We start from the raw sequence: 22,801 nt of genomic DNA, 5'->3' as shown, positions 1-22,801 counted from the left end.
GCTCGTACGGTAGGGGTATGACGACCGCAGAAAGCGAAGCCAGCCCCGCCATACAGCGGCCGCCGGAACATGTCCTTGCCGTACTGGAAGCGATCATGGAGTGGGAGGCCGCCAACCCCGACTCGGCCCCTTCCGGCCAGGGAGAGGCGATCCTCTGGGCCCTGGGCCGGCGTGAGCAGGCGCCGATCAGCGGCCGCCCGGCATCGGGGTCCCCGCCCACCCTCGCCGAGGCCCGCGCGGAGATCGACGCCGCCGAGCGGGTTCCGCGCGAGGGCCGGGTCGTCCCCGCCGACGGGGTCATCAGCACCCTGAACTGGCTGATCGGCGTCAAGGACGGGTTGCCGATCCCCGGCCGCCGATCCTCGGAAGGCTGGGGACACCTGGTCGGCGGCCGCGGCGTGATCCTGCGCACCGAGGCCGAGATAGGCCGGATCGCCGAGCTGGCCCATGCGGGCCGGCCGAACGCGGCGGGCGAGTGGGAGAAGGAGTGGTGCTCCGGGACCATCGCCGTGTGCGAGTGGGTGCTCGGCACCCGCAGGAAGTCCCCGGTCCGTAACACGCCGCGCCCCATCCACGGGCCGACCGGACTCAACCTCGGCATGGAGGAGAGCGCGGCCGAGGACGTGTCGCGACAGCTCGGCCGGGGCCGCCAGCACTCCCCCGGCTACGGAGACGGAGTCATCCGGACGATCCGCTGGCTGCGCGGTCAGATCATCGTCCCGCCGGTCAACGAGCAGGGAAGACCGATCTCCGGCATCCGCTGACCGCCTGTCCCGATCCTCCCCCCGGCTCCCCCTTTCGAGCCTCCCCTACGACGCGGCGGGCCCGGACCCCGCAGGGGCCGGGCCCGCCGCCATGACGTCGTGGCGGAGGTGGGCAGGCCGAGGCGACCTCACCCCAGAGCGCGGGTGCTCTCGCGGAGGATCACCTCGCCGGTCACGACCTGGGCCCCGGTCCCCTCGTCCGGGGCGAGGGCCATCTCCAGCGCGCGGGCACCCATCTCCGCGAGTGGCAGCCGCACCGTGGACAGCGAGGGAACCAGGTCGCGCAGGGTGGAGATGTCGTCGAAACCCGCCACCGAGACGTCCTCGGGGACGCGGATGCCCCGGTCCCTGAAGGCGGCCAGGGCACCCACCGCCATCACGTCGGTGACGGCGAAGACACAGGTGACCCCGGACACCTGGGTGGCCGCCGCGTAGCCGCCCTCCCTGTCGAAGGAGCTGTGCAGAACAAGCGGCGCGGGCAGGCCGAGCTCTTCGAGCGCGCCGGCGAACCCGGCCACCCGGTCCATGGGGGCGATCAGCCGGTCGGGCCCGGCGAGGACGGCGAAGCTCCGGTGCCCCAGCCCGGCGAGGGCGCGGGCCAGCGCGGCGGCGCCCAGGCGGTTGTCCGGCACCACCGTGTCGACCCCGAGCAGGTCCTGGCCCACGCAGGCCACCCGGCCGCCGGTCTCCCGGTAGCGGTCGAGCTCCTCGCGGAGCCGCCGGGTCAGCTGCTCGTCGGCGACCCGGGAGCCGACCAGCAGCACCGCGCGGACCCGCTGCGCGTTCAGCGTCGAGACATAGGCGATCTCCCGCTGGGGGTCGCGGTGCGTGGTGCCGATCATGACCATCAGCCCCTGGTTCTCCGCGACCCGCATGGCCCCGTCGGCGATCGCGGCGAAGTAGGGGTCGGTGAGATCGTGAACGACCAGGCCGATCACGTTGCTGGCCCCTCTGGCGAGGGTCTGCGCGGCCACGTTGGTGCGGTATCCCAGCTGGGCGGCGGCCAGCTCCACCTTGACCCGCAGGGACGCGCCCACCTGTCTGGTGCTGCCGTTGAGCACCCGTGACGCCGTGGCGAGCGAGACGCCCGCGTGCCGGGCGACATCCTCAAGCGTGACCACCGACAACCTCCCGGAAAGCGTTTTCCAAAGTCTGTCAGAGTTGCCGCCGTCCCGCATCCGGGCTGTGCCGCACCGGACCGCGCACCTTAAAGAACAACTTACCCACCTCGCACGGGACCGGCCGCGCCAAGCGTTGTTACCCACGAGTAGCATAGGGGGGAAGCCATCCAGCAACGAGGAGCGAACCCCGTGCCTTCGTCTCGTGACGTCGTATTCGTCGACGGTGTGCGCACACCCTTCGGCAGGTCGGGCCCCAAGGGCCTGTACGCCGAGACACGCGCCGACGACCTGGTGATCCGCGTCATCCGCGAGCTGATCCGGCGTAACCCGAATCTGCCTCCCGAGCGCGTCGACGAGGTGGCCATCGCGGCCACCACGCAGATCGGCGACCAGGGCCTGACCCTCGGCCGCTCCGCCGCGATACTGGCCGGGCTGCCCAAGAGCGTGCCCGGCTACTCGATCGACCGTATGTGCGCCGGCGCGATGACCGCGGTGACCTCGGTCGCCGGAGGCATCGCCTTCGGTGCCTACGACGTCGCCATCGCCGGCGGCGTCGAGCACATGGGCCGCCACCCCATGGGCGAGGGCGTCGATCCCAACCCTCGTTTCCTGGCCGAGCAACTCGTGGACGGCTCCGCCCTCGTCATGGGCATGACCGCCGAGAACCTGCACGACCGCTACCCCTCCATCACCAAGGAGCGCGCGGACGCCTTCGCCCTCGCCTCCCAGGAGAAGGTCGCCAAGGCCTACGCCGACGGCCGGATCCAGCCGGACCTGGTCCCGATGGCGACCAGGTCCGCCGAGAAGGGCTGGGGGCTGGCAGGCGCCGACGAGGCTCCCCGCCCCGGCACCACGCTGGAGGGGCTGGCCGCGCTGAAGACCCCGTTCCGCCCGCACGGCCGGGTCACCGCGGGCAACGCCTCCGGTATCAACGACGGCGCCACCGGCTGTGTGGTGGCCGCCGCCGACGTCGCCGAGGAGCTCGGCCTCGCCCCGAAGATGCGCCTGGTCTCCTATGCCTTCGCCGGCGTGGACCCGGAGGTCATGGGGGTCGGGCCGATCCCGTCCACGGAAAGGGCGCTGCGCCTGGCCGGGCTCTCCATCTCCGACATGGGACTGTTCGAGATCAACGAGGCCTTCGCCGTGCAGGTGCTGGCGTTCCTCGAGCATTTCGGCATCGCCGACGACGACGCCCGGGTGAACCCCTACGGCGGCGCCATCGCCTTCGGCCACCCGCTGGCCTCCTCCGGGGTGCGCCTGATGACGCAGCTCGCCCGCGAGTTCGGTGAGCGCCCCGACGTCCGCTACGGCATGACCACGATGTGCGTCGGCCTGGGCATGGGTGGAACGGTCATCTGGGAGAACCTCAGCTGGGAAGGTAACAAGTGACGGACATCAAGGAACTCTTCGCCGACGAGATCGTCACCCGGGCGACGGTTCACGACGTGGAGCTGCCCCAGGGTGCGGGCACCATGGCCCTGATCACGCTGGACAACGGCTTCGACCACACCAAGCCGTCGACGTTCGGCCCCGGGGGGCTGGCCTCGCTGGGCGAGGCCCTGGACGCGATCGCCGGGCGCGGCGACCTGGCGGCCGTGGGCGTCGTCGGCAAACCGTTCGTCTTCGCCGTCGGCGCCGACCTCAAGGGCGCCGCGCTGGTCTCGGAACGGGACCAGGCGCTACAGATCGGCCGGCTGGGCCACGAGGTGTTCCGCCGCCTCGGCGAGCTGGACGTGCCGTCGTTCGCGTTCGTCAACGGCGCGGCCATGGGCGGCGGTCTGGAGATCGCGCTGCACTGCACCTACCGGACCATCTCCGCCGGTGTGCCCGCCGTGGCGCTGCCGGAGTGCTTCCTCGGCCTGGTCCCCGGCTGGGGCGGCACCCAGCTGCTGCCCCGCCTGATCGGGCCGGCCGCGGCCGTCAAGCTCATCATCGACAACCCGCTCTCGCAGAACCGCATGATCAAGGGCAGGGAGGCGTTCGGGCTGGGCGTCGCCGACGCGATGTTCGAACCCGCCGACTTCCTTGAGGAGTCGCTGCGCTGGGCCTCGGCGGTGCTGCGCGGCGACGTCACCGTCTCCCGCGCCGACCACACCGCCGAGGACTGGTCCAAGACCGTCTCCGACGCCCGCTTCCTGCTCGATATGAAGCTGCACGGCGCCTCCCCCGCCCCGTACCGGGCGCTGGAGCTCCTCGAGCTGGCCCGCACCGCCACCCGCGACGAGGGCTTCGCCGCCGAGGACCAGGCACTGGCCGACCTCCTCATGGGCGACGAGCTCCGCGCCGGCCTGTACGCCTTCGACCTGGTGCAGCGCCGGGCCAAGAAGCCCGCCGGGGCCCCGGAGGCGGCCCTGGCCCGTAAGGTCACCAAGGTCGGCGTCGTCGGCGCGGGCCTGATGGCCTCGCAGATGGCACTGCTGTTCGCCCGCCGCCTGGAGGTCCCGGTCGTGCTGACCGACCTGGACCAGGCCCGGCTGGACAAGGGCGTGGGCTACGTGCACGCCGAGATCGACAAGCTGCTGGCCAAGGGCCGCGTCTCCGGCGACCAGGCCAACCGGCTCAGGGCCCTGGTGACCGGCTCACTGACCAAGGACGCGTTCGCCGACGCCGACTTCGTCATCGAGGCCGTGTTCGAGGACATGAAGGTCAAGCAGAAGGTGTTCGCCGAGGTGGAGGCGGTCGTCTCCGCCGAGTGCGTGCTGGCCACGAACACCTCCTCGCTCTCGCTGACCGAGATGGCCTCGGGGCTCCGGCACCCCGAGCGCGTCGTGGGCTTCCACTTCTTCAACCCGGTCGCGGTGATGCCGCTGCTGGAGATCGTCCGAGGGGAGCGGACGGACGACGCGACGCTCGCCACGGCCTTCGCCGTCGGCCGGTCGCTGAAGAAGTCGTCGGTGCTGGTCAAGGACGCGCCCGCGTTCGTGGTCAACCGCCTGCTGACCCGCTTCATGGGCGAGGTCATCGGCGCCGTCGACGAGGGCACCCCGCTGGAGCTCGCCGACCACGCGCTGGACGGGCTCGGCCTGCCGATGACCCCGTTCGCGCTGCTGCAGCTCGTCGGCCCGGCCGTGGCCCTGCATGTCGCCGAGACGATGCACGAGGCGTTCCCGTCCCGCTACGGGGTGTCGGAGAACCTGGCCCGGCTGGTCGCGGCGGGCAAGCCGGGTGTCTACGCGCCGGACTTCTCCACAGACCCCGAGGCGGTGGCCCTTTTCGCCGGGGGCACCTCACCGTCCACGGCCGAACAGGTCCGGCTGCGGGCGCTGCGGGCCCTGGCCGAGGAGATCCGTCTCATGCTCGACGAGGGTGTGGTCTCCGCTCCCCAGGACATCGACCTGTGCATGGTCCTCGGTGCGGGGTGGCCGTTCCACCTGGGCGGCATCACCCCCTACCTCGACCGCGAGGGGATCTCCGAGGTGCGCTTCCTGCCGCCGGGCGTGGCCTCGGTGCCCGCCTGACGCACCCCTTTCCCGGTGTGGCTCCCCGTCTCGCGACCGTCGCGGGACGGGGACCGCGTTACCGGGTCGCCGCCCGCCGCTCCGACAGCCTGCTGTGCCGGTAGCCGTAGCCGGCGTAGATCAGGAGTCCGAGCAACATCCACGCCCCGAACCTGATCCAGGTCTCCACCGGCAGGTTGAGCATCAGGTAGAGGCAGGCGAGCACCGACAGGAGGGGCACCAGCGGCACCAGCGGGGTGCGGAAGGAGCGGGGCAGGTCGGGACGGGTGCGGCGGAGGACGACCACCGCGATCGAGACCACCGCGAACGCGAAGAGCGTGCCGATGTTGACCAGTTCGGCGATCGTGGACAGCGGCACCAGCCCGGCCAGGGCCGCGACGACGCCCCCCATGATGATGGTGATGACGTACGGCGTGCGGTATTTCGGGTGGACCTTGGCCAGCCCGCTTGGCAGCAGTTCGTCGCGGCACATGGCGAACATCACCCGTGACATGCCCAGCATGAGGATCATCACGACGGCCGTCAGGCCGACCAGCGCGCCGACGCTGATCAGCGCCGCGGCCCAGGTCTGGCCGACGGCCTTGAACGCGTCGGCCAGCGGCGCCGCCTCGCTGAGCTGACGGTAGGGCTGCATGCCGACCACGACCAGCGAGACCGCGACGTAGAGCACGGTGCAGACACCGAGTGAGGACAGGATGCCGATGGGCAGGTCCCGCTGCGGGTCGCGGGTCTCCTCGGCGGCGGTGGCGACCACGTCGAAGCCGATGTAGGCGAAGAACACGATCGCCGCGGCGCTGAAGATGCCCAGCACCCCGTACGCGACCGGGGTGATCCCGAACAGTACCTGGATCAGCGGCGCGGCCAGTCCCTCCACCGCGGGGGTCGCCTTGGACGGCGGAACGAACGGCGAGTAGTTGGCGCCCCTGACGAAGAACAGTCCCGCCACCACGACCAGCAGGATCACCGCGAGCTTGATCGTGACGATGATCAGATTGAACCGGGACGACAGTTTGATCCCGAGGACCAGGATCCCGGTGAGCAGCAGCACGACCAGCGCGGCGGGCAGGTTGAACACCGCCCCCTCCCCCGCGATCACGCCGGGCAGTGGGACCCCCAGGGCCGCCAGCAGTGAGGTCAGGTAGCCCGACCAGCCGACCGCGACGACCGCGGCGCCGAGCATCATCTCCAGCGTCAGGTCCCAGCCGATGATCCAGGCGGGCAGTTCGCCCAGGGTGGCGAAGGCGAAGGTGTAGGCGGACCCGGCCACCGGGACCGTGGAGGCGAACTCGGCGTAGCAGAGCGCCGCCAGCGCGCAGACGATCCCGGCGGCCACGAAGGACAGCGCCACCGCGGGCCCCGCCGTCTCCCTGGCGACCCGGCCGGTGAGCACGAAGATGCCGGTGCCCACGATGACGCCGATACCGAAGACCGTGAGGTCCAGCGCGCTGAGATCCTTGCGCAACCGGTGTTCCGGTGCCTCGGTGTCCGAGATCGACTGCTCCACCGACTTGACGCGAAGAACACCCACGACCCCTCCTGATGCGCCGGTGGTCACCCTTGCCGACGCATCAGGTCATGCCCAGCGGATCACCGCCTGAACGGCGGAGCCGAGGATGTTCGGAAGAGGAGGCGGTCAGCCGGCCGGCTCGTTCTCCAGGGCCGGAGAGCGCTTCGCGATCGCCTCGGTGACCTGCCGGGCGATGTCCTGCGAGGTCAGGCCGATCTCGCTGAGGATCTTCGCACGCTTGGCGTGGTCGAGGAAGCGCCGCGGGATGCCGTAGGTACGGACCGGGAGGTCGACGTCGGCGTCGCGCAGCAGGCGGGCGACCGCGTCACCCACACCGCCCACCCTGCTGCTGTCCTCGACGACCACGACCAGCTTGTGGTCGCGGGCGGCCGCCACCAGGGCCTCGTCCAGCGGCTTGACCCAGCGCGGGTCGACCACCGTGGCGGAGATCCCCTGGGCGTCGAGCAGGTCGGCGGCCTCCAGGCACAGCTCGGCCATCGGCCCCACGGAGACGAACAGCACGTCGGCGTCGCCCCCGCGCAGCACGTCCATCTCGCCGAGGCGGCCGACCGCCTCGATCTCGACGGCCACCGGGCCCTTGGGGTAGCGCAGCACCGTCGGGCCGTCGTCGACCTTCACGGCCTCGGCCAGCAGTTCGCGCAGCCGGGGCTCGTCGCGGGGAACCGCGATCGACAGGCCGGGGACGACCTGCAGGATCGACAGGTCCCACATGCCGTTGTGGCTGGCGCCGTCGTCGCCGGTGACGCCCGCCCGGTCGAGCACGACCGTGACAGGGAGGCGGTGCAGGGCGACGTCCATCAGGAGTTGGTCGAAGGCCCGGTTCAGGAAGGTCGCGTAGACGGCCACCACCGGGTGCAGGCCGCCGAGCGCCAGGCCCGCGGCGCTGGTCAGGGCGTGCTGCTCGGCGATGCCGACGTCGTAGAGGCGGTCGGGATATGCCTCGGAGAACGGGATCAGGCCGGTCGGGCCGAGCATCGCGGCGGTGATCGCCACGATGTCCTGACGCTCGGCGCCCAGGCGCACCATCTCCTGGCCGAAGACGTTGGTCCAGCCGTGCGGTTTCGGCTTCTCCTCGCCGGTCAGCGGGTCGAACACGCCCGGCGAGTGGAAGCAGTCCTCGTCGTGGTTCTCCGCCGGGGAGTAGCCGAAGCCCTTCTTGGTGAGCACGTGCACGATGACCGGGCGGCGGAAGTCCCTGGCCCTGCGCAGCGCGGACTCCACCGCCTGCTCGTCGTGGCCGTCGACCAGCCCGATGTACTTCAGGCCGAGGTCCTCGAACATGACCTGCGGGGCCAGGACGTCCTTGAGGCCCTTCTTGACGCCGTGCAGAGCGTCGTAGACGGGTGCCCCGACCACCGGCACCCTGTTCAGGCTGTCCTTGACGAAGTCGAGCATGTCCTCGTAGCGCTGGGTGGTGCGCAGCGAGGCCAGGTGGGAGGCGAGCCCGCCAATGGTCGGCGAGTAGGAGCGGCCGTTGTCGTTGACCACGATGATCAGTGGCAGGTCCTTGCGCGCCGCGATGTTGTTGAGCGCCTCCCAGGCCATGCCCCCGGTGAGCGCCCCGTCTCCGATCACCGCGACGACCGTGCGCTCCTCCTCGCCCCGCAGCCGGTACGCCTTGGCCAGGCCGTCGGCGTACGACAGCGCGGTCGAGGCGTGGGAGTTCTCGATGACGTCGTGCTCGGACTCGGCCTGGCTGGGGTAGCCCGACAGGCCGCCCTCCTGGCGGAGCGTGTCGAACTGCCCGGCCCTGCCGGTGAGCATCTTGTGGACATAGGCCTGGTGACCGGTGTCCCACAGGATCCGGTCACGCGGCGACTCGAAGACCCGGTGCATCGCGATCGTCAGCTCGACGACACCCAGGTTGGGGCCGAGGTGGCCGCCGCTGCGAGCCGTGGAGGCGATCAGAAGGTCTCTGATCTCGCCTGCGAGCAGTGGCAGCTCGTCCACCGCCAGCAGCTTGAGGTCCCCTGGCCCCTTGACCGACTCCAGAAGACTTCCAGGCTGCCCGGTCCGCTCGCTCACGGAATCATCCCCTCTGTCCAGTCACCGTCACGACGAGTCTAGTTCGACTGAGGGGCGCAACCCTCAGGAGCGGCGATTCTGCACGTTTTATCCACACTTGCAATAATCTTTGCCCCACCATGAAAACTCTTCCCTTTAAGCAACTTTCGCCTCTTGTTGCCGCCTCGTTGACGTTTGCCCTGGTAACAGGGGTGGAAACGGCCAACGCCTCCACCTCACCGGACGTCGTGACCTCAGTCTCGCAGCAGGTCACGCCGCTCACCGGAACGACACCGGGTTCGACCGCGGCCACCGGCAGGCAGGCACTCCCACGGGACCGCGCTGCGGCGACATCCAGTCCCCTCTACCGCACCGGCACCCTGCCCACCATGAACTGCCAGGCCGGCCAGATCCGCGCGGGGAGCGCGGCCTCCTACCGGATCTTCGTGCAAAGGATCGTCAACTGCCTGAACCGGGCCTGGAAGACCCAGTTCAGGAAGACCAAACTGGCGTTCTCCCACCCCAAGCTGCGTTTCTCCACCACCAAGGTGAACACTCCCTGCGGCCGGTGGCCCAGCAGCGCCGGCGGGCTGTACTGCTCCAGCAACCGCACCATCTACATCGGCGTCACCCGCGAGGTCCTGAAGAACCCCTACCCGGCCAACCACGCCCAGTTCATCGCCCACGAGTACGGCCATCACGTGCAGCAGCTGGCGGGCATCATGGACTACTACGCCACCAGCGTCTGGCGCGCCAAGTCGGCGACCAAGCTGGCCTTCTCCCGCCGCCTCGAACTGCAGGCCGACTGCCTGGGCTCCGCCTTCCTGCGCCAGATCGCCGGCGACCTGCCGGTCGAGCAGGCTCAGTGGGAGGCGATGGTCAGCTGGGTCAACTCCAACGGTCACAAGAACTGGCCCAAGAACGACCACGGCAAGGGCCGTAGCCAGGCCTACTGGATGGAGCGCGGCTTCAACTCCGGCTCCCCCTCCGGCTGCAACACCTGGACCGCCCCCACGGGCCGGGTCGCCTGACAGCCTGTCGGTCCCGAAGGAAGCGGCACGAAACTCACCCGGGCTCGCCGCACCTGACCGTATTCCCAGAGTGTGACCGCATAACAGCTTTACCCGGTGTTTTGCCTCCCATAGGGTTCAGGATCATGCGTACCCCCCTTATCGCACTGCTCTCCGGCGTTCTGGCGAGCCTGCTGTTCGCCGGTACGGCGAATGCGGGCCCCACCGAGCAGGTCAGGCCGGTACCCAAGGGCAAGACCGCCCTCGTCGCCAACCCGATCTACAAGTCGGGCAAGCTCGAACCGGACCCCTGCCCGGAGCAGCCGGCCTACGACAACGATCTGGAATCCGCCGAGGCCTATCTCAACGCCGTCCTGGACTGCCTCAACGAGGGCTGGGGATACCAGTTCTCCAAGACAGAGCTGCCCTTCTCCAAACCCAGATTCTCGACCACCTCGCGCCTCGGTGTCCCGACCGGCTGTGGCAAGTTCCCCCGAGGCGCTCAGGCGGTCTACTGCCCGGCGAACAAGAAGATCACCTTCTACCTCAGCAAGGAGATCCTCTCCCAGGCGAGCGAACTGTTCCTTTTCCAGGTGCTGGCCCACGAGTACGGCCACCACGTCCAGCAGCTCTCCGGGATCTGGCGCGCCATGTCCTCCGTGAAGTACAAGAGCAACAAGGAGGCCCTGGCCGCGATCCGCAAGGTCGAACTCCAGGCCGAGTGCCTGAGCGGAGTCTTCATCGGCAGCGTCTGGCGCTCCCTCGGCCGTCGCGAGTCGGACTTCAGGTACGTCATGAACGCCGCCTACAGCACGGCCAGCCATGGTAAGGCCGCCAACATCGCCTACTGGCTGACCCGAGGCTTCCGCCAGGAGGCACCCGGCGCCTGCAACACCTTCTCCGCCCCCAAATCCAGGGTCTCCTGACCTTCGCACCTGACAACCACCCGCCGCCGCCCCACGGGCGCGCGACGGGTGGTTGTTCTTTTCCATCCGTCGCGCGCCATCCCCACGGAGTGCGGACCTCGTCCCTGCCCGGCGCGAGCGCTCTCCCCCCGAAATGCGACCACGGGTGGCGACACACTCGTGACATTGAGTAATCTGGCGACGCCGCCTGAGCACCTACCCGTGGGCGCCCTCCACGCCACGGAAGCAGGCCCGGTCCCCCCGCTGGCATGACGGCAAGGAGAAGACAAATTGGACACAACAGATATCCGCATGCGCGTCCTGGAGACCGACGTCGCCAAGCTCCGCCTGCAGAACGAGGAGAGCAAGGTGATCAACGCAGGAATCTTCGAGGTTCTGAACGACCTGCGAACGGTGACGACGGAGCTCCGGGCGGAAATGACCGGGCTCCGCTCGGACATGGACGGCTTCCGCACCGACATGGACGGCTTCCGCACCGACATGGACGGCTTCCGTACGGACATGGACGGCTTCCGCACGGAGCTGGACAAACTCCGGGTCGGGCAGGACGAGCTCCGCGCCGAGATGCGAACCGGTCACGCCGAGCTCCGTGAGGAGATCTCCGTGGTCAAGCGCTCCGTCGGCAACCTGGAGCTCTCGATGAAGCGTGTCGAGGGTGACGTCGCCGAACTCAAGGCGGGCCATATCGAGCTGCGCCACCTGGTCGCCGGTCTCGTCAAGTAACACCCGCGACGCCGTCGGCACCCACGACCCCGGGTGCCGACGGGGCGACATCTCGCGGTCCGGCGCGTTGCCGTTTCCCCGTCTCGCCTTCGGGCGCGCGAGATCGCCGAGCGGGGGTTCGCAGGAACCTCTCGGCCCGCTCACAGACGATCGTGTCGAAACCCGGCCCGGACAGGCCGGAAGCGGTCAGGATCCGGCGCGGGCGAGGACTTCCAGGGGGTCGGCGAGGACCTGGGAGAAGGCCAGTTCGGCGGCGCCGACCAAGGTGGCGTCATCGCCGAGGGCCGAGGTGCGCAGGCGCAGGTGCTCGCGGGACGGAGGCAGGGCGTCGAGGGCGAGACGGCTGCGGACCTGGGCGGCGGAGCCGAGGTAGATCTCCCTGAGCATGCCCCCGAACACCACCATCTCGGGGTTGAAGATGTTGACGAGGTTGGCGACGCCCAGGCCGAGCCAGTCACCGACGCGGCTCAGCGCGGCCTGCGCGACGACGTCGCCCCGGTCTGCGGCGTCGACCACGGCGCGAACCGCGTCCCTGCCGACCTGGGGGCCGAAGCGGCCCGCGGCCTCAAGGAGGGCGCGCTCGCCGACCTCCGCCTCCAGGCAGCCGAGCGAGCCGCACCCGCAGAGACGGCCCTTGTCGGGGTTGACGATCATGTGCCCGACCTCGCCGCCGAAGCCCAGGTGGCCGCCGAGCAACTGGCCGTTGGCGATCACGCCGCCGCCGATGCCGACGTCGCCGTGGAGGTAGACGAGGTCCCGGCAGCCAACGCCGACGCCCCGGGTCTGCTCGGCGAGGGCGGCGAGGTTGGCGTCGTTGCCGACCGTGATCGGCAGGCCGAAGGCCAGCCGGCGGGTCATCTCCTCGGCGAACGGCACGTCCTCCACGGTGGCCATGTTGGGCCCGAACCTGATGCCCCCGTCATCGCGGCCCACGCCGCCCGAGAAGGCCGCCGCCACCCCGACGCACACCGTGTCGGGCCGGGTCCTGCGGTGCATCTGCCGGGCGAAGGCGGCGAGCGGGCCGACGATCTCCTCCAGCGAGAAGGCTCCGCGCCTCCGTACCGTCTCGCGGCGGTCGAGGATCGTGCCGCCCAGGCCGACGCGGGCGGCGACCATCCGGTCGACGCCCACGTCGAAGGCGAACACGTAGACCCGCGCCGACTCTGGACGGACCACCAGGGAGGGGCGCCCGGCCCGGCCGGTCTCCCTGGGAAGTTCCTCCCTGACCAGGCCGGCGGCGGTCAGGTCGGCGGTGAGGGCCATGATGGTGCTGCGGTTCAGGCCCATCCGGTTGGTGAGCTCCGCCCGCGAGGTGGGGCCGCTCAGATGGACGTGGCGGAGCAGGGCACCAAGGTTATGGCGCCTGATCTCCTCTTGGGAGGGGCCTGCCCGCATGACTAGGGGTTCCTTCGGTGGATCGGAGTCGCTGATCACCTTAGACCAGTGGCGGCCGCCCGCTTGCGGGAGAGCGCGTCCACCACGGCGGCCAGCAGCAGGACCGATCCGGTGACGATGAACTTGACTCCGGAGCTGTAACCCATCAGACCCATGCCGTTCTCGATGACCGCGACCACCGCACCGCCGAGAATGGCGTCGAGCACCCGGCCCTTGCCGCCGAACAGGCTGGTGCCGCCGATGACCGCGGCACCGACCGCGTACAGCAGCACGTTGCTGCCGCCGGTGTTGGGGTCGACGGAACTGGCCCTGGAGGCGGCGATGACGCCGCCGATCGCGGCCATGGAGGAACAGATCACGAAAGCGCTGATCTTCATCCGGTCGACGTTGATGCCCGCCCGGCGTGCGGCCTCGACGTTGCCGCCGACCGCGTACAGGTGACGTCCGTACGCCGTGCGGCGCAGCACGAACGTCAGGACCAGCAGCAGCACCACGATGATGGGCACCACGAGCGGCACGCCCGCCAGCGAGACGACCGCCGCGTTGCGGCTCCGCTCGATGTTGAGGAAGTAGACGGCGAGCCCGCCGAGCAGCGCGAGGGCGCCCACCCGGACCGCGATCAGCGAGACCGGATCGGCGGTCAGCTCCCGGGCGGCGCGCTTGCGGGCACGCAGCAGCTGGAGGCCGGCGTATCCGGCGACCCCCACGGCCAGCAGGATCCAGCCCAGCGCGGGCGGGAGGTTCTTGTTGGCGATCGCCAGGATGGTCTCGTCCCGGATGGCGATGATGGTGCCGCCCTTGACCAGCAGCAGCACGAGCCCCTGGAAGGCCAGGAAGGCGGCGAGCGTCACCACGAACGAGGGGATGCCGAGTTTCGCGACGATGGAGCCGATTCCGGTGCCGATCACCACGCCAGTGAGGATGGCCGCGCCCACCGCCACGTACCAGGGCAGTCCCTGGCTGCTGAGCAGGATCGCGAGCACCGCGGCGCAGACACCGCTGGCGAAGCCCGCCGACAGGTCGATCTCGCCGAGGAGCAGCACGAAGACCAGGCCCATGGCGATCACCGTGACCGCGGCGCCCTGGGTGAACAGGTTGGCGAAGTTCCCAGCGGTCAGGAAGGACGGCCGGAGGATGGCGAAGATGGTGCAGAGCACCACGAGACCGAACACCGCCGGCAGCGCACCCATGTCGCCGCCGCGGACCCGCTCGGCGTAGCCGCGAACGTTGCTCCTGATCGAAGGGGCCTCGGGTACGCGCTTCGGGGAAATCGTGGCGGTCATACGGTGGCTCCGTTGGTGAGGCCGAGGTCCCCGCTGCGGCCGGAGGTGATCAGTTCGACGACCTGCGCGTGTGTCACGTCCGAGGTCTTGACCTGGGCCGCCATCCGGCCCAGGTAGAGGGTGGCGATCCGGTCCGACACGGCGAACACGTCGTTCATGTTGTGCGAGATCAGCACGACGGCCAGGCCCTGGTCGGCCAGGCGCCGGACCAGTTCGAGCACCTGCGCGGTCTGGGCGACGCCGAGCGCCGCGGTCGGCTCGTCGAGGATGACCACCTTGCTGTTCCACAGCACGGCCTTGGCGATGGCCACCGTCTGGCGCTGGCCGCCGGAGAGGCTGGCGACGAGCTGGCGGATGGACTTGACGGTCCTGACCGACAGGCTCTCCAGGGTCTTGGCGGCCATCGCCTCCATCGTGTCCTCGTCGAGGACGATGCCGCGCCGGTGTTCACGGCCCAGGAACATGTTCTGGACGATGTCGAGGTTGTCGCAGAGCGCGAGGTCCTGGTAGACGATCTCGATGCCCAGCTCGGCCGCGTCGCGCGGGCTGCCGATCCGGACGGGCCTGCCGTCGAAGAAGTACTCGCCGGAGTCGATCGGATGGATGCCGCCGACGCACTTGACGAGTGTGGACTTGCCTGCGCCGTTGTCGCCGACCAGCGCGGTCACCTCTCCCGCGTAGGCGGAGAAGGCGACGTCGTGCAGGACCTGTACGGGACCGAAGCTCTTGTCGATCCCGCGGAGTTCCAGTGCGGGGGTCATGGGGTTGTGCTCCCTGTGTTCATTTCGCGCGGTGAAGCTCGCGCGGCTCGGGCGCCTGCGGGCGGTGTCCTGCCCCATAGCCGGAATGGACGACTCACCTGCCGCGTCCCTCCGGCGTCACAGTGCGAATACGCCGCGATGGAGCGCGGGGGACGGACGGCCGGGGCGGCCGTCCGTCCCCCGCACGCCCTACTGGATTCCGGCCTCGGTGCACTTGTCGGCGAACTCGCCGGTGCACAGCTCGTCCTTGGTCACGAAGCCGTCGGCGACGACGTCCTTGACGCTGTCGAAGAAGATCGGCTGCGGGTCGAGGAGAACGGCCGGCACATCGGCGCCGCTCTCGGTGTCCTTGACCGTACCGGTCGCCGCGGGCTTCTCGCCCTTGGCCAGGCCGATGGCCAGCGCGGACGCCGCGTCTGCCTCCTTCTTGATCGCCTTGTAGACCGTCATGCACTGGTCACCGGCGAGAATGTTCTGCAGGCCCTGCACCGTGGCGTCCTGACCGGTGACCGGGACCTTGCCGTTCAGGCTGTTCTTCTTCAGGACCGAGATGGCCGCGTTGCCGAGGCCGTCGTTGGCGGCCAGGACGCCGGCGATCTTCGGCTGCTCGGTGAGCATCTGCTCGAAGATCGTGCCCGCCTGGGTGTTGTCCCAGTCGGGAACCGACTGGTCGGGGCCCTTGACGTAGTCCCCCGAGTCGTACTTGGCCTTGAGCACGCCGTCGTAGCCGTTCTTGAACAGCGTGGCGTTGTTGTCGGTGGGCGAGCCGTTGAGCTCGGCGATGATGGGCTTCTTGGCCTGCTTATCTGACAGGCACTTCACCAGGCCCTCGCCCTGCAGGGTGCCGACCTTGGTGTTGTCGAAGCTGACGTAGTAGGACGCGCCGCCGTTGAGAGTGAGGCGGTCGTAGTCGATGGTGGCCACACCCTGCGCCTTGGCCTTGTCGAGTACGGCCTTGCCGGTGCCGCTGTCAAGGTTGACGATCATCAGAACCGTGGCGCCGTTGGTGATCATCTGGTCGGCGATGGTCTGGAACTGGGTCTTGTCACCCTGGGCGTTCTGGATGTCGTAGGCGACGCCCGCGGCCTTGAACGCCTCCTCCAGGTACTTGCGGTCCGCGGTCTCCCAGCGGGCGGAGGACTTGCTGTCGGGGAGGATGACGCCGACCTTGCCCGCCACGGCAGCCGAACTCTCCGCGGGGGACGCGCCGCTCGACGCGCTGGTGTCGGCGTCTTCGCTCCCGCAAGCGGCGAGGCCAAGGGTCATCGCCGCGGCGGCGGCGGTAAGGCTGAGGATCCCCTTGCGCATGGTGCACGGGTCCTTTCTTCGAAAGTGGGGGGTACGACGGAGGTGCGGCATGCCGAATTCGCGGGTACGGCTCCACCGGGTCTCGGCTTGCCGTTCCGTTGAATGTTGTTTGCGGCAACGTATTCCGCCACCGGCCAGGAGCGCCAGACCTTCTATGGGTAAAGTTTGTTGTGGCCGGTAACAATCCAGAAACGCGTCATTAACCCCCGTGGCCCCGCCCGGCCACCTCGCCTGGGATCACGCCCCCCACCTGCCGCTTCTGGGCGGTGACCGGGAGAACGAAAAAACCGCCCGGCGGGATGATGTCCCGCCGGGCGGTTCCTGTCTGGGGTGTCCCCCGATGTGAGCGGGGCCTGCGTGCGGCCCCGCCCCTCCTGCTCAGCTCTTGGCGAGCAGGGAGCGCAAGACGTACTGCATGATGCCCCCGTGCCGGTAGTAGTCGGCCTCTCCGGGAGTGTCGATGCGTACGACGGCCTGGAATTCCTTGTCGTCGGCCCTGACCGTCACGGTCCGCGGGATGCCGCCCCCGTTGAGGGCCTCGACACCGACGACCTCGAAGGTCTCCTCACCGGTCAGGCCCAGCGACTGCGCCGTCTCCCCCTCGGGGAACTGCAGCGGCAGCACGCCCATGCCGATCAGGTTGGAACGGTGGATGCGCTCGTAGGACTCGGCGATGACGACGCGGACGCCGAGCAGCGCGGTGCCCTTGGCCGCCCAGTCACGCGAGGAACCCGAGCCGTACTCCTTACCGGCCAGCACGACGAGCGGGATCCCCGCGGCCTGGTAGTTCGCGGAGGCGTCGTAGATGAAGGCCTGCGGCCCGCCCGGAACGGTGAAGTCGCGGGTGTACCCACCCTCCACGCCGTCGAGCAGCAGGTTCTTCAGCCGGATGTTGGCGAAAGTGCCGCGGATCATGACCTCGTGGTTGCCCCGGCGCGAGCCGTAGGAGTTGAAGTCCTTGACCGCGACACCGTGCCCCTTGAGGTAGTCGGCCGCCGGGGTGCCGACCTTGATCGCGCCCGCCGGGGAGATGTGGTCGGTGGTGACCGAGTCGCCCAGCTTCGCGAGCACCCTGGCCCCGGAGATGTCGGTCACCGGCTCCGGCTCGGGCGGCATGCCCTCGAAGTAGGGGGCCTTGCGGACGTAGGTCGAGTCCGGGTCCCACTCGAAGGTGTTACCGGTCGGGATCGGCAGCGAGCGCCAGGTCTCGTCGCCCTTGAACACGTCGGCGTAGTCGTGCAGGAACATCTCCTGGTCGATCGAGGAGGCGACGACCGCCGCGATCTCCTCGGGCGCCGGCCAGATGTCGGCGAGGAAGACCGGCTCACCGTCCGTGCCGGTGCCCAGCGGCTCGGTGTTCAGGTCGATGTCCATGGTGCCCGCGAGGGCGTAGGCGACCACCAGCGGCGGCGAGGCCAGGTAGTTCATCTTGACGTCGGGGTTGATCCGGCCCTCGAAGTTACGGTTGCCGGACAGCACCGCGGTGACCGCGAGGTCGTTCTCCTGGATCGCGGCGGAGATCTCCTCCTGCAGCGGGCCCGAGTTGCCGATGCAGGTGGTGCAGCCGTAGCCGACCAGGTTGAAGCCGATCTTGTCGAGGTAGGGCTGCAGGCCCGAGCGCTCGAAGTAGCCGGTGACGACCTGCGAGCCGGGGGCCAGGGAGGTCTTGACCCACGGCTTGCGGGTCAGGCCCTTCTCCACCGCGTTCCTGGCGAGCAGCGCGGCGCCCATCATGACGTACGGGTTGGAGGTGTTGGTACAGCTGGTGATCGCGGCGATGGTCACCACGCCGTGGTCGATCTCGAAAGAGGTGCCGTCCGCCAGGGTGACCGGCACGACCCTGTGCGGGCGCCTGCCGTTGTGACCGGCGGCGTGCGGCTTGTCACCGCTGCCGTCGTGGGAGATCGCCGGGGAGTCCGAGGCGGGGAACGACTCGTCGGACGCCTCGTCGAGCGGGCCCTGGATGCTCGACACGTAGTCCTTGACGGACGCGCGCCAGGCGCTCTTGGCGTCGGACAGCGCGATGCGGTCCTGGGGACGCTTGGGACCCGCGATCGACGGGACGACCGTGGCCAGGTCCAGTTCGATGTACTCGGAGAAGATCGGCTCCTCGGCCTCCGGGTCGAGCCACAGCCCCTGGGCCTTGGCGTAGGCCTCGACCAGGGCGACCTGCTCGGCGGGGCGGCCGGTCAGCGTGAGGTAGTCGATCGTCTGGCCGTCGATCGGGAAGATCGCGCAGGTCGAGCCGAACTCGGGGCTCATGTTGCCGATCGTGGCCCGGTTGGCCAGCGGCACACTGGAAACGCCCTCGCCGTAGAACTCCACGAACTTGCCGACGACGCCGTGCTTGCGGAGCATCTCGGTGATCGTGAGCACCAGGTCGGTGGCGGTGGCACCGGCCGGGAGCTTGCCGGTCAGCTTGAAACCGACCACCCGCGGGATCAGCATCGAGATCGGCTGGCCGAGCATCGCGGCCTCGGCCTCGATGCCGCCGACGCCCCAGCCCAGGACGCCGATGCCGTTCTCCATCGTGGTGTGGGAGTCGGTGCCGACGCAGGTGTCAGGGTATGCCTTGCCGTCGCGGACCATCACCACCCGGGCCAGGTGCTCGATGTTGACCTGGTGCACGATGCCGGTGCCCGGCGGGACGACCTTGAACTCGTCGAAGGCGGTCTGCCCCCAGCGCAGGAACTGGTAGCGCTCGCGGTTGCGCTCGTACTCCCGCTCGACGTTGCGCTGGAAGGATTCGGGCCCGCCGAAGAAGTCGACGATGACCGAGTGGTCGATGACCATCTCGGCCGGAGCGAGCGGGTTGATCCTGGCGGGGTCGCCGCCGAGGTCGCGGACGGCCTCACGCATGGTCGCCAGGTCGACGACGCACGGGACGCCGGTGAAGTCCTGCATGATCACGCGAGCCGGCGTGAACTGGATCTCCACGTTCGGCGCGGCGGACGGGTCCCACTGGCCGACCGCGCGGATGTGGTCGGCGGTGATGTTCGCGCCGTCCTCCGTGCGGAGCAGGTTCTCAAGAAGGATCTTCAGGCTGTACGGGAGACGCCCCGACCCCTCCACGGCGTCAAGCCGGTAGATCTCATATCCCGCGTCACCGACGCGGAGCGTGTCACGGCTGCCGAAGCTGTTCGAGGACACGGTTCGCCTCCCTCATCACCCTGATGTCTGTCGCGCCGGCACATAGGCGCGATTGAATCCTGCCGCACCGCCGGAGCACCCCGGACTGTTAGGTACACCTAACCTCTGAGCCGCCCGCGGACTGCAACGAGTGTCTCGACATCAAGATATCCCTCCGGGTATCTCGACATCAAATTACCCCCCAGTATGATCACTGCGGGACGAGGCGGAGGTACAACAGTCCGAGAACGATGACGGAAAGTACCGGGGCGAGAAACTTCTGCTCGAAAGCACGGCCCGTCTTGATGCCGATCTTCCACGGCAGCAGCCATTTCTGCCGCATCGGCCAGAGCACGGGACAGCCCTTCTCGGTGCAGCAGTCACCCACGACGTGGGTCAGGCATCCGATCGCGACCGCCAGCCCCAGCCAGGCGTAGCCCACACCGTCGCTGCGGAACACCACGAACAGCCCCGCCGTCATGCCGACGTTGAGCATCGCCGAGGCGAACTTCTTGCCCGGGATGCCGATCCCGATCGCCCGCAGCGCCAGGCCGATGAGCAGGACCACCAGGATGTCGCGGCCGATCGGATAGGCGCCGGCCAGGTAGTGCGCGCCGAAGCCCATGGCGGCCGCGAACACGAGCGAGTGGGTGGCGTTGCGGTGCCCGCCGGCGAGCCATGACACCGCCTTGCTCAGGCCCCAGGTGACCGGCCCGAACGTCTGCGCGATCGTCGCGCTCGGGTGGTCGAGGTCGGGCAGCATCGCGGCACCGGCACAGATGATGGCCCCGGCGACGAACTCGGCCGGGTTGAGCGCGTTGACCATGACGCCGGTCTCCATGAACTTCGACGTCTCGGTCAGCAGGGGCAGCGCGGCCAGTCCGGGCGCCACCCCCAGCCAGGCGATCGCGCCCGTCAACGCGTGCGTATGCCCCATCATCGCTCAGACACCACCATCAAGATCACGCCGGGAGACTGTACGGCAAAGACCCCTCCAGGTGGAGGACCGTGCCATTTTGCGCGATCGGCGTGTCGCGTGGGCGAGAGGATCCCGGCACGTGAGCACCGGTCGCCTCCACCCGCTTCCAGGATCATTCGAGGGCGACGCTCGTCCGCTTCGATCTCCCCGTCCCTTCACGAGAAGTGCCTGCCATCGGCATCTTCCTACGAATGAGGAACGGATGGAACCGCCGATCGGTGCCGGGGACGGCCTATCGGAGCACCCACCCGGGAAGATCGCCTTCACCCTGACGACCTCACCCCGGGATCTTCGCCGAGCACCCTCCGGATCGCCTCCACGGAGGCCGGAGACGGGCGGGGAAAGATCGATGAGCAGACGGCGGCCTGCGGAAACGACAGACGGGACCGTTCCGCGCCGAAAGCACCCCCCAGCCCTTCCGGCGCGGAACGAATCCCGTCTACGTCCTTTGTAACGTGCAGGTCTCAGTACTTGTTCCAGAATCCGGCAAGAATTACGTGATCTGCCTCACTTACACGCTGAGCACTCGCGTGGTGACCGTGGGCCGCCCTCCAAGAGCAGAGGCATATTTCATGACAAGAGTTGCTATCAGAATGTTCTCGATATATCTTTGAGCCATCAAGAGCGATCAAAGGACGATCGCGATATGGAGGTACGACATGACGGCAGCGAACGCGGCGAGTGGCCCCTGGGCCGGCTTCGGCCCCCAGGAGGTCAGGCGCGAGATGAAGCGCGTGGCCAGGGAGGCACGGCGGCAGCTGGCCGCCGGATGGCACGAGGGCGGGCCGCAGCACGGGCCGCACCAGCACCACGAGGGCGGACCGCACGAGCACCGGCATCGCGGGCACCGCGGCCCCTTCCCCGGCGGCGGGTTCCCCTGGGACTTCGGCAGAGGCGGTCGAGGCGGCGGCCGGGGGGGCAGAGGCCCATTCGGTGGAGGGCCGCCGTTCGGGCGCGGGCGCAAGGCCAAGCGCGGCGACGTCCGCGCGGCGATCCTCGCCCTGCTCACCGAGTCCCCGCGGAACGGTTACCAGATCATCCAGGAGATCGAGCGGCGCAGCGAGGGTGGCTGGAAGCCCAGCCCGGGAGCGGTCTACCCGGCGTTGCAGCAGCTCACCGATGAGGGCCTGGTCCTGGCCGAGGAGAACGAGGGACGCAAGACCTTCGAGCTCACCGAGGCAGGCCGCGCCTACGTGGCCGAGCACTCCGAGGAGGTGCGCGCGCCGTGGGAGGAGATGACGCCCGACATCGACGACAGCACCTGGGAGCTGATGGACACCGCCCGCCAGTCGGGGTTCGCCATGCTCCAGATCCTGCAGACCGGCAGCGAGTCGCAGATCCGGCAGGCGAAGCAGACGCTGGCCGAGACGCGCCGCAAGCTCTACCAGATCCTGGCCGACGGCGACACCGGCGAGGAGTGACCCGACGATGACGCCCCGAGACGACCTCCGCATCGGAGACGCCGAACGTGACGTGGCGATGGAGGCCCTGCGCGAGCACTACGCCGAGGGCCGCCTGACCCGCGAGGAGCTCGACGAGCGCCTCGAGCTGACCCTGTCCGCTCGGACGGGCGGCGACCTCGCCGTGGTGTGCGCGGACCTGCCCGGTCTGCCCGGCCCGCGCGACCCCGGGCCGGAGAGGTTCGAGGACACCGGGAACCCGGGAGACCGCGGGTGGCACGCGCACGCCTGGGGCGTCCATCGTCCCGGGTTCCGGCCCGGATCCCGGTTCCGTCACCGCGCGGCCTGGAGTCACCACCACCCGGGACGCCGGGGCGGGCCTCTGTTCGCTCCCGCGGTGATCCTGCTGCTGGTGGCGGGAGTGGCGATGGCCGGGGCCGGGGTGCTGAAGTTCCTCCTTCTCGCCTGGCTGGCGGTGGCCGTGTCGGGCCTGCTCCGCCACAGGCGGTGGCACTCCCGGGCACGGGCCCGCCGGTTCAGCCCTCCAGGCGCGTTCTGAGCCCCTGGAGGCCGGGCAGGTAGACGGAGTCGCGGAGCATCGCGATGCTCGCCTCAGCCTCGGCCGCGTCCGCCTCGAAGACGCCCGTCCACTCGACGAAGGCCCGGTTCCCGTCGGTGACGGGCGTCACGGTGATCGTCCCGATGTAGTCCTTCAGGCCGAAGACGGACTCGAGGATGGCGTAGACCTGCCTGCGCGCGGCATCGTCCAGGGCGACGAGCCGCTCACGGACCATGACCTGGCCGTCGACCTCGATCCGCCGGACGCAGCCCACCTCGGTGGAGGCCCGGCCGTCCTCGATGACGGCCGGGGGTATCCCGTCGAACCAGCCGTCCATGTGCTCGAAGTCCCTGATCAGCGCCCACACGTCGTCGGCCGATGCGTTGATCACCGTACTGATCGTCACCTGTGGCATCTCCGCCCCTCCCGTCGCTCGCCATCAGCGTGCACGCA

Annotated in this window: 18 protein-coding genes; 8 read left to right on the top strand and 10 right to left on the bottom strand. The window is 69.4% G+C overall.

Annotated elements, in window-relative coordinates; translation table 11 throughout:
- Nucleotides 1-17: 17 nt before the first annotated feature.
- Complete coding sequence (locus ACFQVD_RS01665; RefSeq protein ID WP_343967524.1) at nt 18-764, top strand: hypothetical protein; 747 nt, start codon at nt 18-20, stop codon at nt 762-764.
- Nucleotides 765-892: 128 nt separating this feature from the next.
- Here ACFQVD_RS01665 and ACFQVD_RS01660 read toward each other — a convergent pair whose 3' ends face one another.
- Nucleotides 893-1,885 (bottom strand): LacI family DNA-binding transcriptional regulator, encoded by a 993-nt coding sequence (locus tag ACFQVD_RS01660; RefSeq protein ID WP_343967526.1) that lies wholly within the window; start codon nt 1,883-1,885, stop codon nt 893-895.
- Between the two features lie 189 nt (nt 1,886-2,074).
- Here ACFQVD_RS01660 and ACFQVD_RS01655 point away from each other — a divergent pair, with 189 nt between their 5' ends.
- Together ACFQVD_RS01655 and ACFQVD_RS01650 are read left to right on the top strand one after the other, a co-directional pair.
- Entirely contained in the window at nt 2,075-3,274 is a 1,200-nt protein-coding gene (locus ACFQVD_RS01655) for a thiolase family protein (protein ID WP_343967528.1), read from the top strand.
- On the top strand, nt 3,271-5,343 hold the full coding sequence (locus ACFQVD_RS01650) for a 3-hydroxyacyl-CoA dehydrogenase NAD-binding domain-containing protein (RefSeq protein WP_343967530.1): 2,073 nt from the start codon (nt 3,271-3,273) through the stop codon (nt 5,341-5,343). Before ACFQVD_RS01655 ends, ACFQVD_RS01650 begins: the two co-directional genes overlap by 4 nt.
- Before the next feature lie 58 nt (nt 5,344-5,401).
- Here ACFQVD_RS01650 and ACFQVD_RS01645 read toward each other — a convergent pair whose 3' ends face one another.
- Together ACFQVD_RS01645 and dxs are read right to left on the bottom strand one after the other, a co-directional pair.
- Nucleotides 5,402-6,871, bottom strand: a complete 1,470-nt coding sequence (locus ACFQVD_RS01645) for an amino acid permease (protein WP_343967533.1) — start codon at nt 6,869-6,871, stop codon at nt 5,402-5,404.
- Nucleotides 6,872-6,976: 105 nt separating this feature from the next.
- Nucleotides 6,977-8,896 carry a 1-deoxy-D-xylulose-5-phosphate synthase gene (gene dxs / locus ACFQVD_RS01640; protein WP_343967536.1) on the bottom strand — a complete coding sequence of 640 codons (1,920 nt, stop codon included), beginning with the start codon at nt 8,894-8,896 and terminating at the stop codon, nt 6,977-6,979.
- Between the two features lie 191 nt (nt 8,897-9,087).
- Between dxs and ACFQVD_RS01635 the strand changes: the two genes are divergently transcribed.
- From ACFQVD_RS01635 to ACFQVD_RS01625, 3 genes are all read left to right on the top strand, one after another.
- Nucleotides 9,088-9,906: a neutral zinc metallopeptidase gene (locus ACFQVD_RS01635; protein ID WP_343967539.1), complete on the top strand. Its 819-nt coding sequence runs from the start codon at nt 9,088-9,090 to the stop codon at nt 9,904-9,906.
- A 125-nt stretch (nt 9,907-10,031) separates the two neighbouring features.
- The gene (locus ACFQVD_RS01630; protein WP_343967541.1) at nt 10,032-10,811 is read left to right on the top strand and encodes a neutral zinc metallopeptidase; all 780 of its coding nucleotides are present in this window, start codon (nt 10,032-10,034) and stop codon (nt 10,809-10,811) included.
- 270 nt (nt 10,812-11,081) lie between these two features.
- A complete protein-coding gene (locus tag ACFQVD_RS01625) occupies nt 11,082-11,534 on the top strand; it encodes a hypothetical protein (protein ID WP_343967543.1) in 453 nt (150 codons plus the stop codon).
- A 186-nt stretch (nt 11,535-11,720) separates the two neighbouring features.
- Here ACFQVD_RS01625 and ACFQVD_RS01620 read toward each other — a convergent pair whose 3' ends face one another.
- The 6 genes from ACFQVD_RS01620 to ACFQVD_RS01595 form a co-directional block, all read right to left on the bottom strand.
- Entirely contained in the window at nt 11,721-12,929 is a 1,209-nt protein-coding gene (locus tag ACFQVD_RS01620; RefSeq protein WP_343967545.1) for an ROK family transcriptional regulator, read from the bottom strand.
- 35 nt (nt 12,930-12,964) lie between these two features.
- The gene (locus ACFQVD_RS01615; protein WP_343967547.1) at nt 12,965-14,212 is read right to left on the bottom strand and encodes a sugar ABC transporter permease; all 1,248 of its coding nucleotides are present in this window, start codon (nt 14,210-14,212) and stop codon (nt 12,965-12,967) included.
- On the bottom strand, nt 14,209-14,973 hold the full coding sequence (locus ACFQVD_RS01610; RefSeq protein ID WP_030914731.1) for an ATP-binding cassette domain-containing protein: 765 nt from the start codon (nt 14,971-14,973) through the stop codon (nt 14,209-14,211). The genes ACFQVD_RS01615 and ACFQVD_RS01610 overlap by 4 nt, the downstream gene beginning before the upstream one ends.
- A gap of 189 nt (nt 14,974-15,162) precedes the next feature.
- The gene (locus ACFQVD_RS01605; RefSeq protein WP_343967551.1) at nt 15,163-16,281 is read right to left on the bottom strand and encodes a sugar ABC transporter substrate-binding protein; all 1,119 of its coding nucleotides are present in this window, start codon (nt 16,279-16,281) and stop codon (nt 15,163-15,165) included.
- Between the two features lie 378 nt (nt 16,282-16,659).
- Nucleotides 16,660-19,431, bottom strand: coding sequence for an aconitate hydratase AcnA (acnA, locus tag ACFQVD_RS01600; protein ID WP_343967553.1), 2,772 nt, complete (start codon nt 19,429-19,431; stop codon nt 16,660-16,662).
- A gap of 190 nt (nt 19,432-19,621) precedes the next feature.
- Entirely contained in the window at nt 19,622-20,350 is a 729-nt protein-coding gene (locus tag ACFQVD_RS01595) for a metal-dependent hydrolase (RefSeq protein ID WP_343967555.1), read from the bottom strand.
- Nucleotides 20,351-21,048: 698 nt separating this feature from the next.
- Between ACFQVD_RS01595 and ACFQVD_RS01590 the strand changes: the two genes are divergently transcribed.
- The gene (locus ACFQVD_RS01590; RefSeq protein WP_343967557.1) at nt 21,049-21,810 is read left to right on the top strand and encodes a PadR family transcriptional regulator; all 762 of its coding nucleotides are present in this window, start codon (nt 21,049-21,051) and stop codon (nt 21,808-21,810) included.
- Nucleotides 21,811-21,817: 7 nt separating this feature from the next.
- A complete protein-coding gene (locus tag ACFQVD_RS01585) occupies nt 21,818-22,348 on the top strand; it encodes a DUF1707 SHOCT-like domain-containing protein (protein ID WP_343967560.1) in 531 nt (176 codons plus the stop codon).
- Here ACFQVD_RS01585 and ACFQVD_RS01580 read toward each other — a convergent pair.
- Nucleotides 22,326-22,739 carry an SRPBCC family protein gene (locus ACFQVD_RS01580; RefSeq protein WP_343967562.1) on the bottom strand — a complete coding sequence of 138 codons (414 nt, stop codon included), beginning with the start codon at nt 22,737-22,739 and terminating at the stop codon, nt 22,326-22,328. The genes ACFQVD_RS01585 and ACFQVD_RS01580 overlap by 23 nt on opposite strands.
- Nucleotides 22,740-22,801: the final 62 nt, after the last annotated feature.

Origin of the sequence: Streptosporangium amethystogenes subsp. fukuiense (assembly GCF_042665875.1) — a bacterium.
Lineage (GTDB): Bacteria > Actinomycetota > Actinomycetes > Streptosporangiales > Streptosporangiaceae > Streptosporangium > Streptosporangium fukuiense.
The sequence above is the reverse complement of the archived record's forward strand: the minus strand, read 5'-3'. Positions and strand labels throughout refer to the sequence as shown.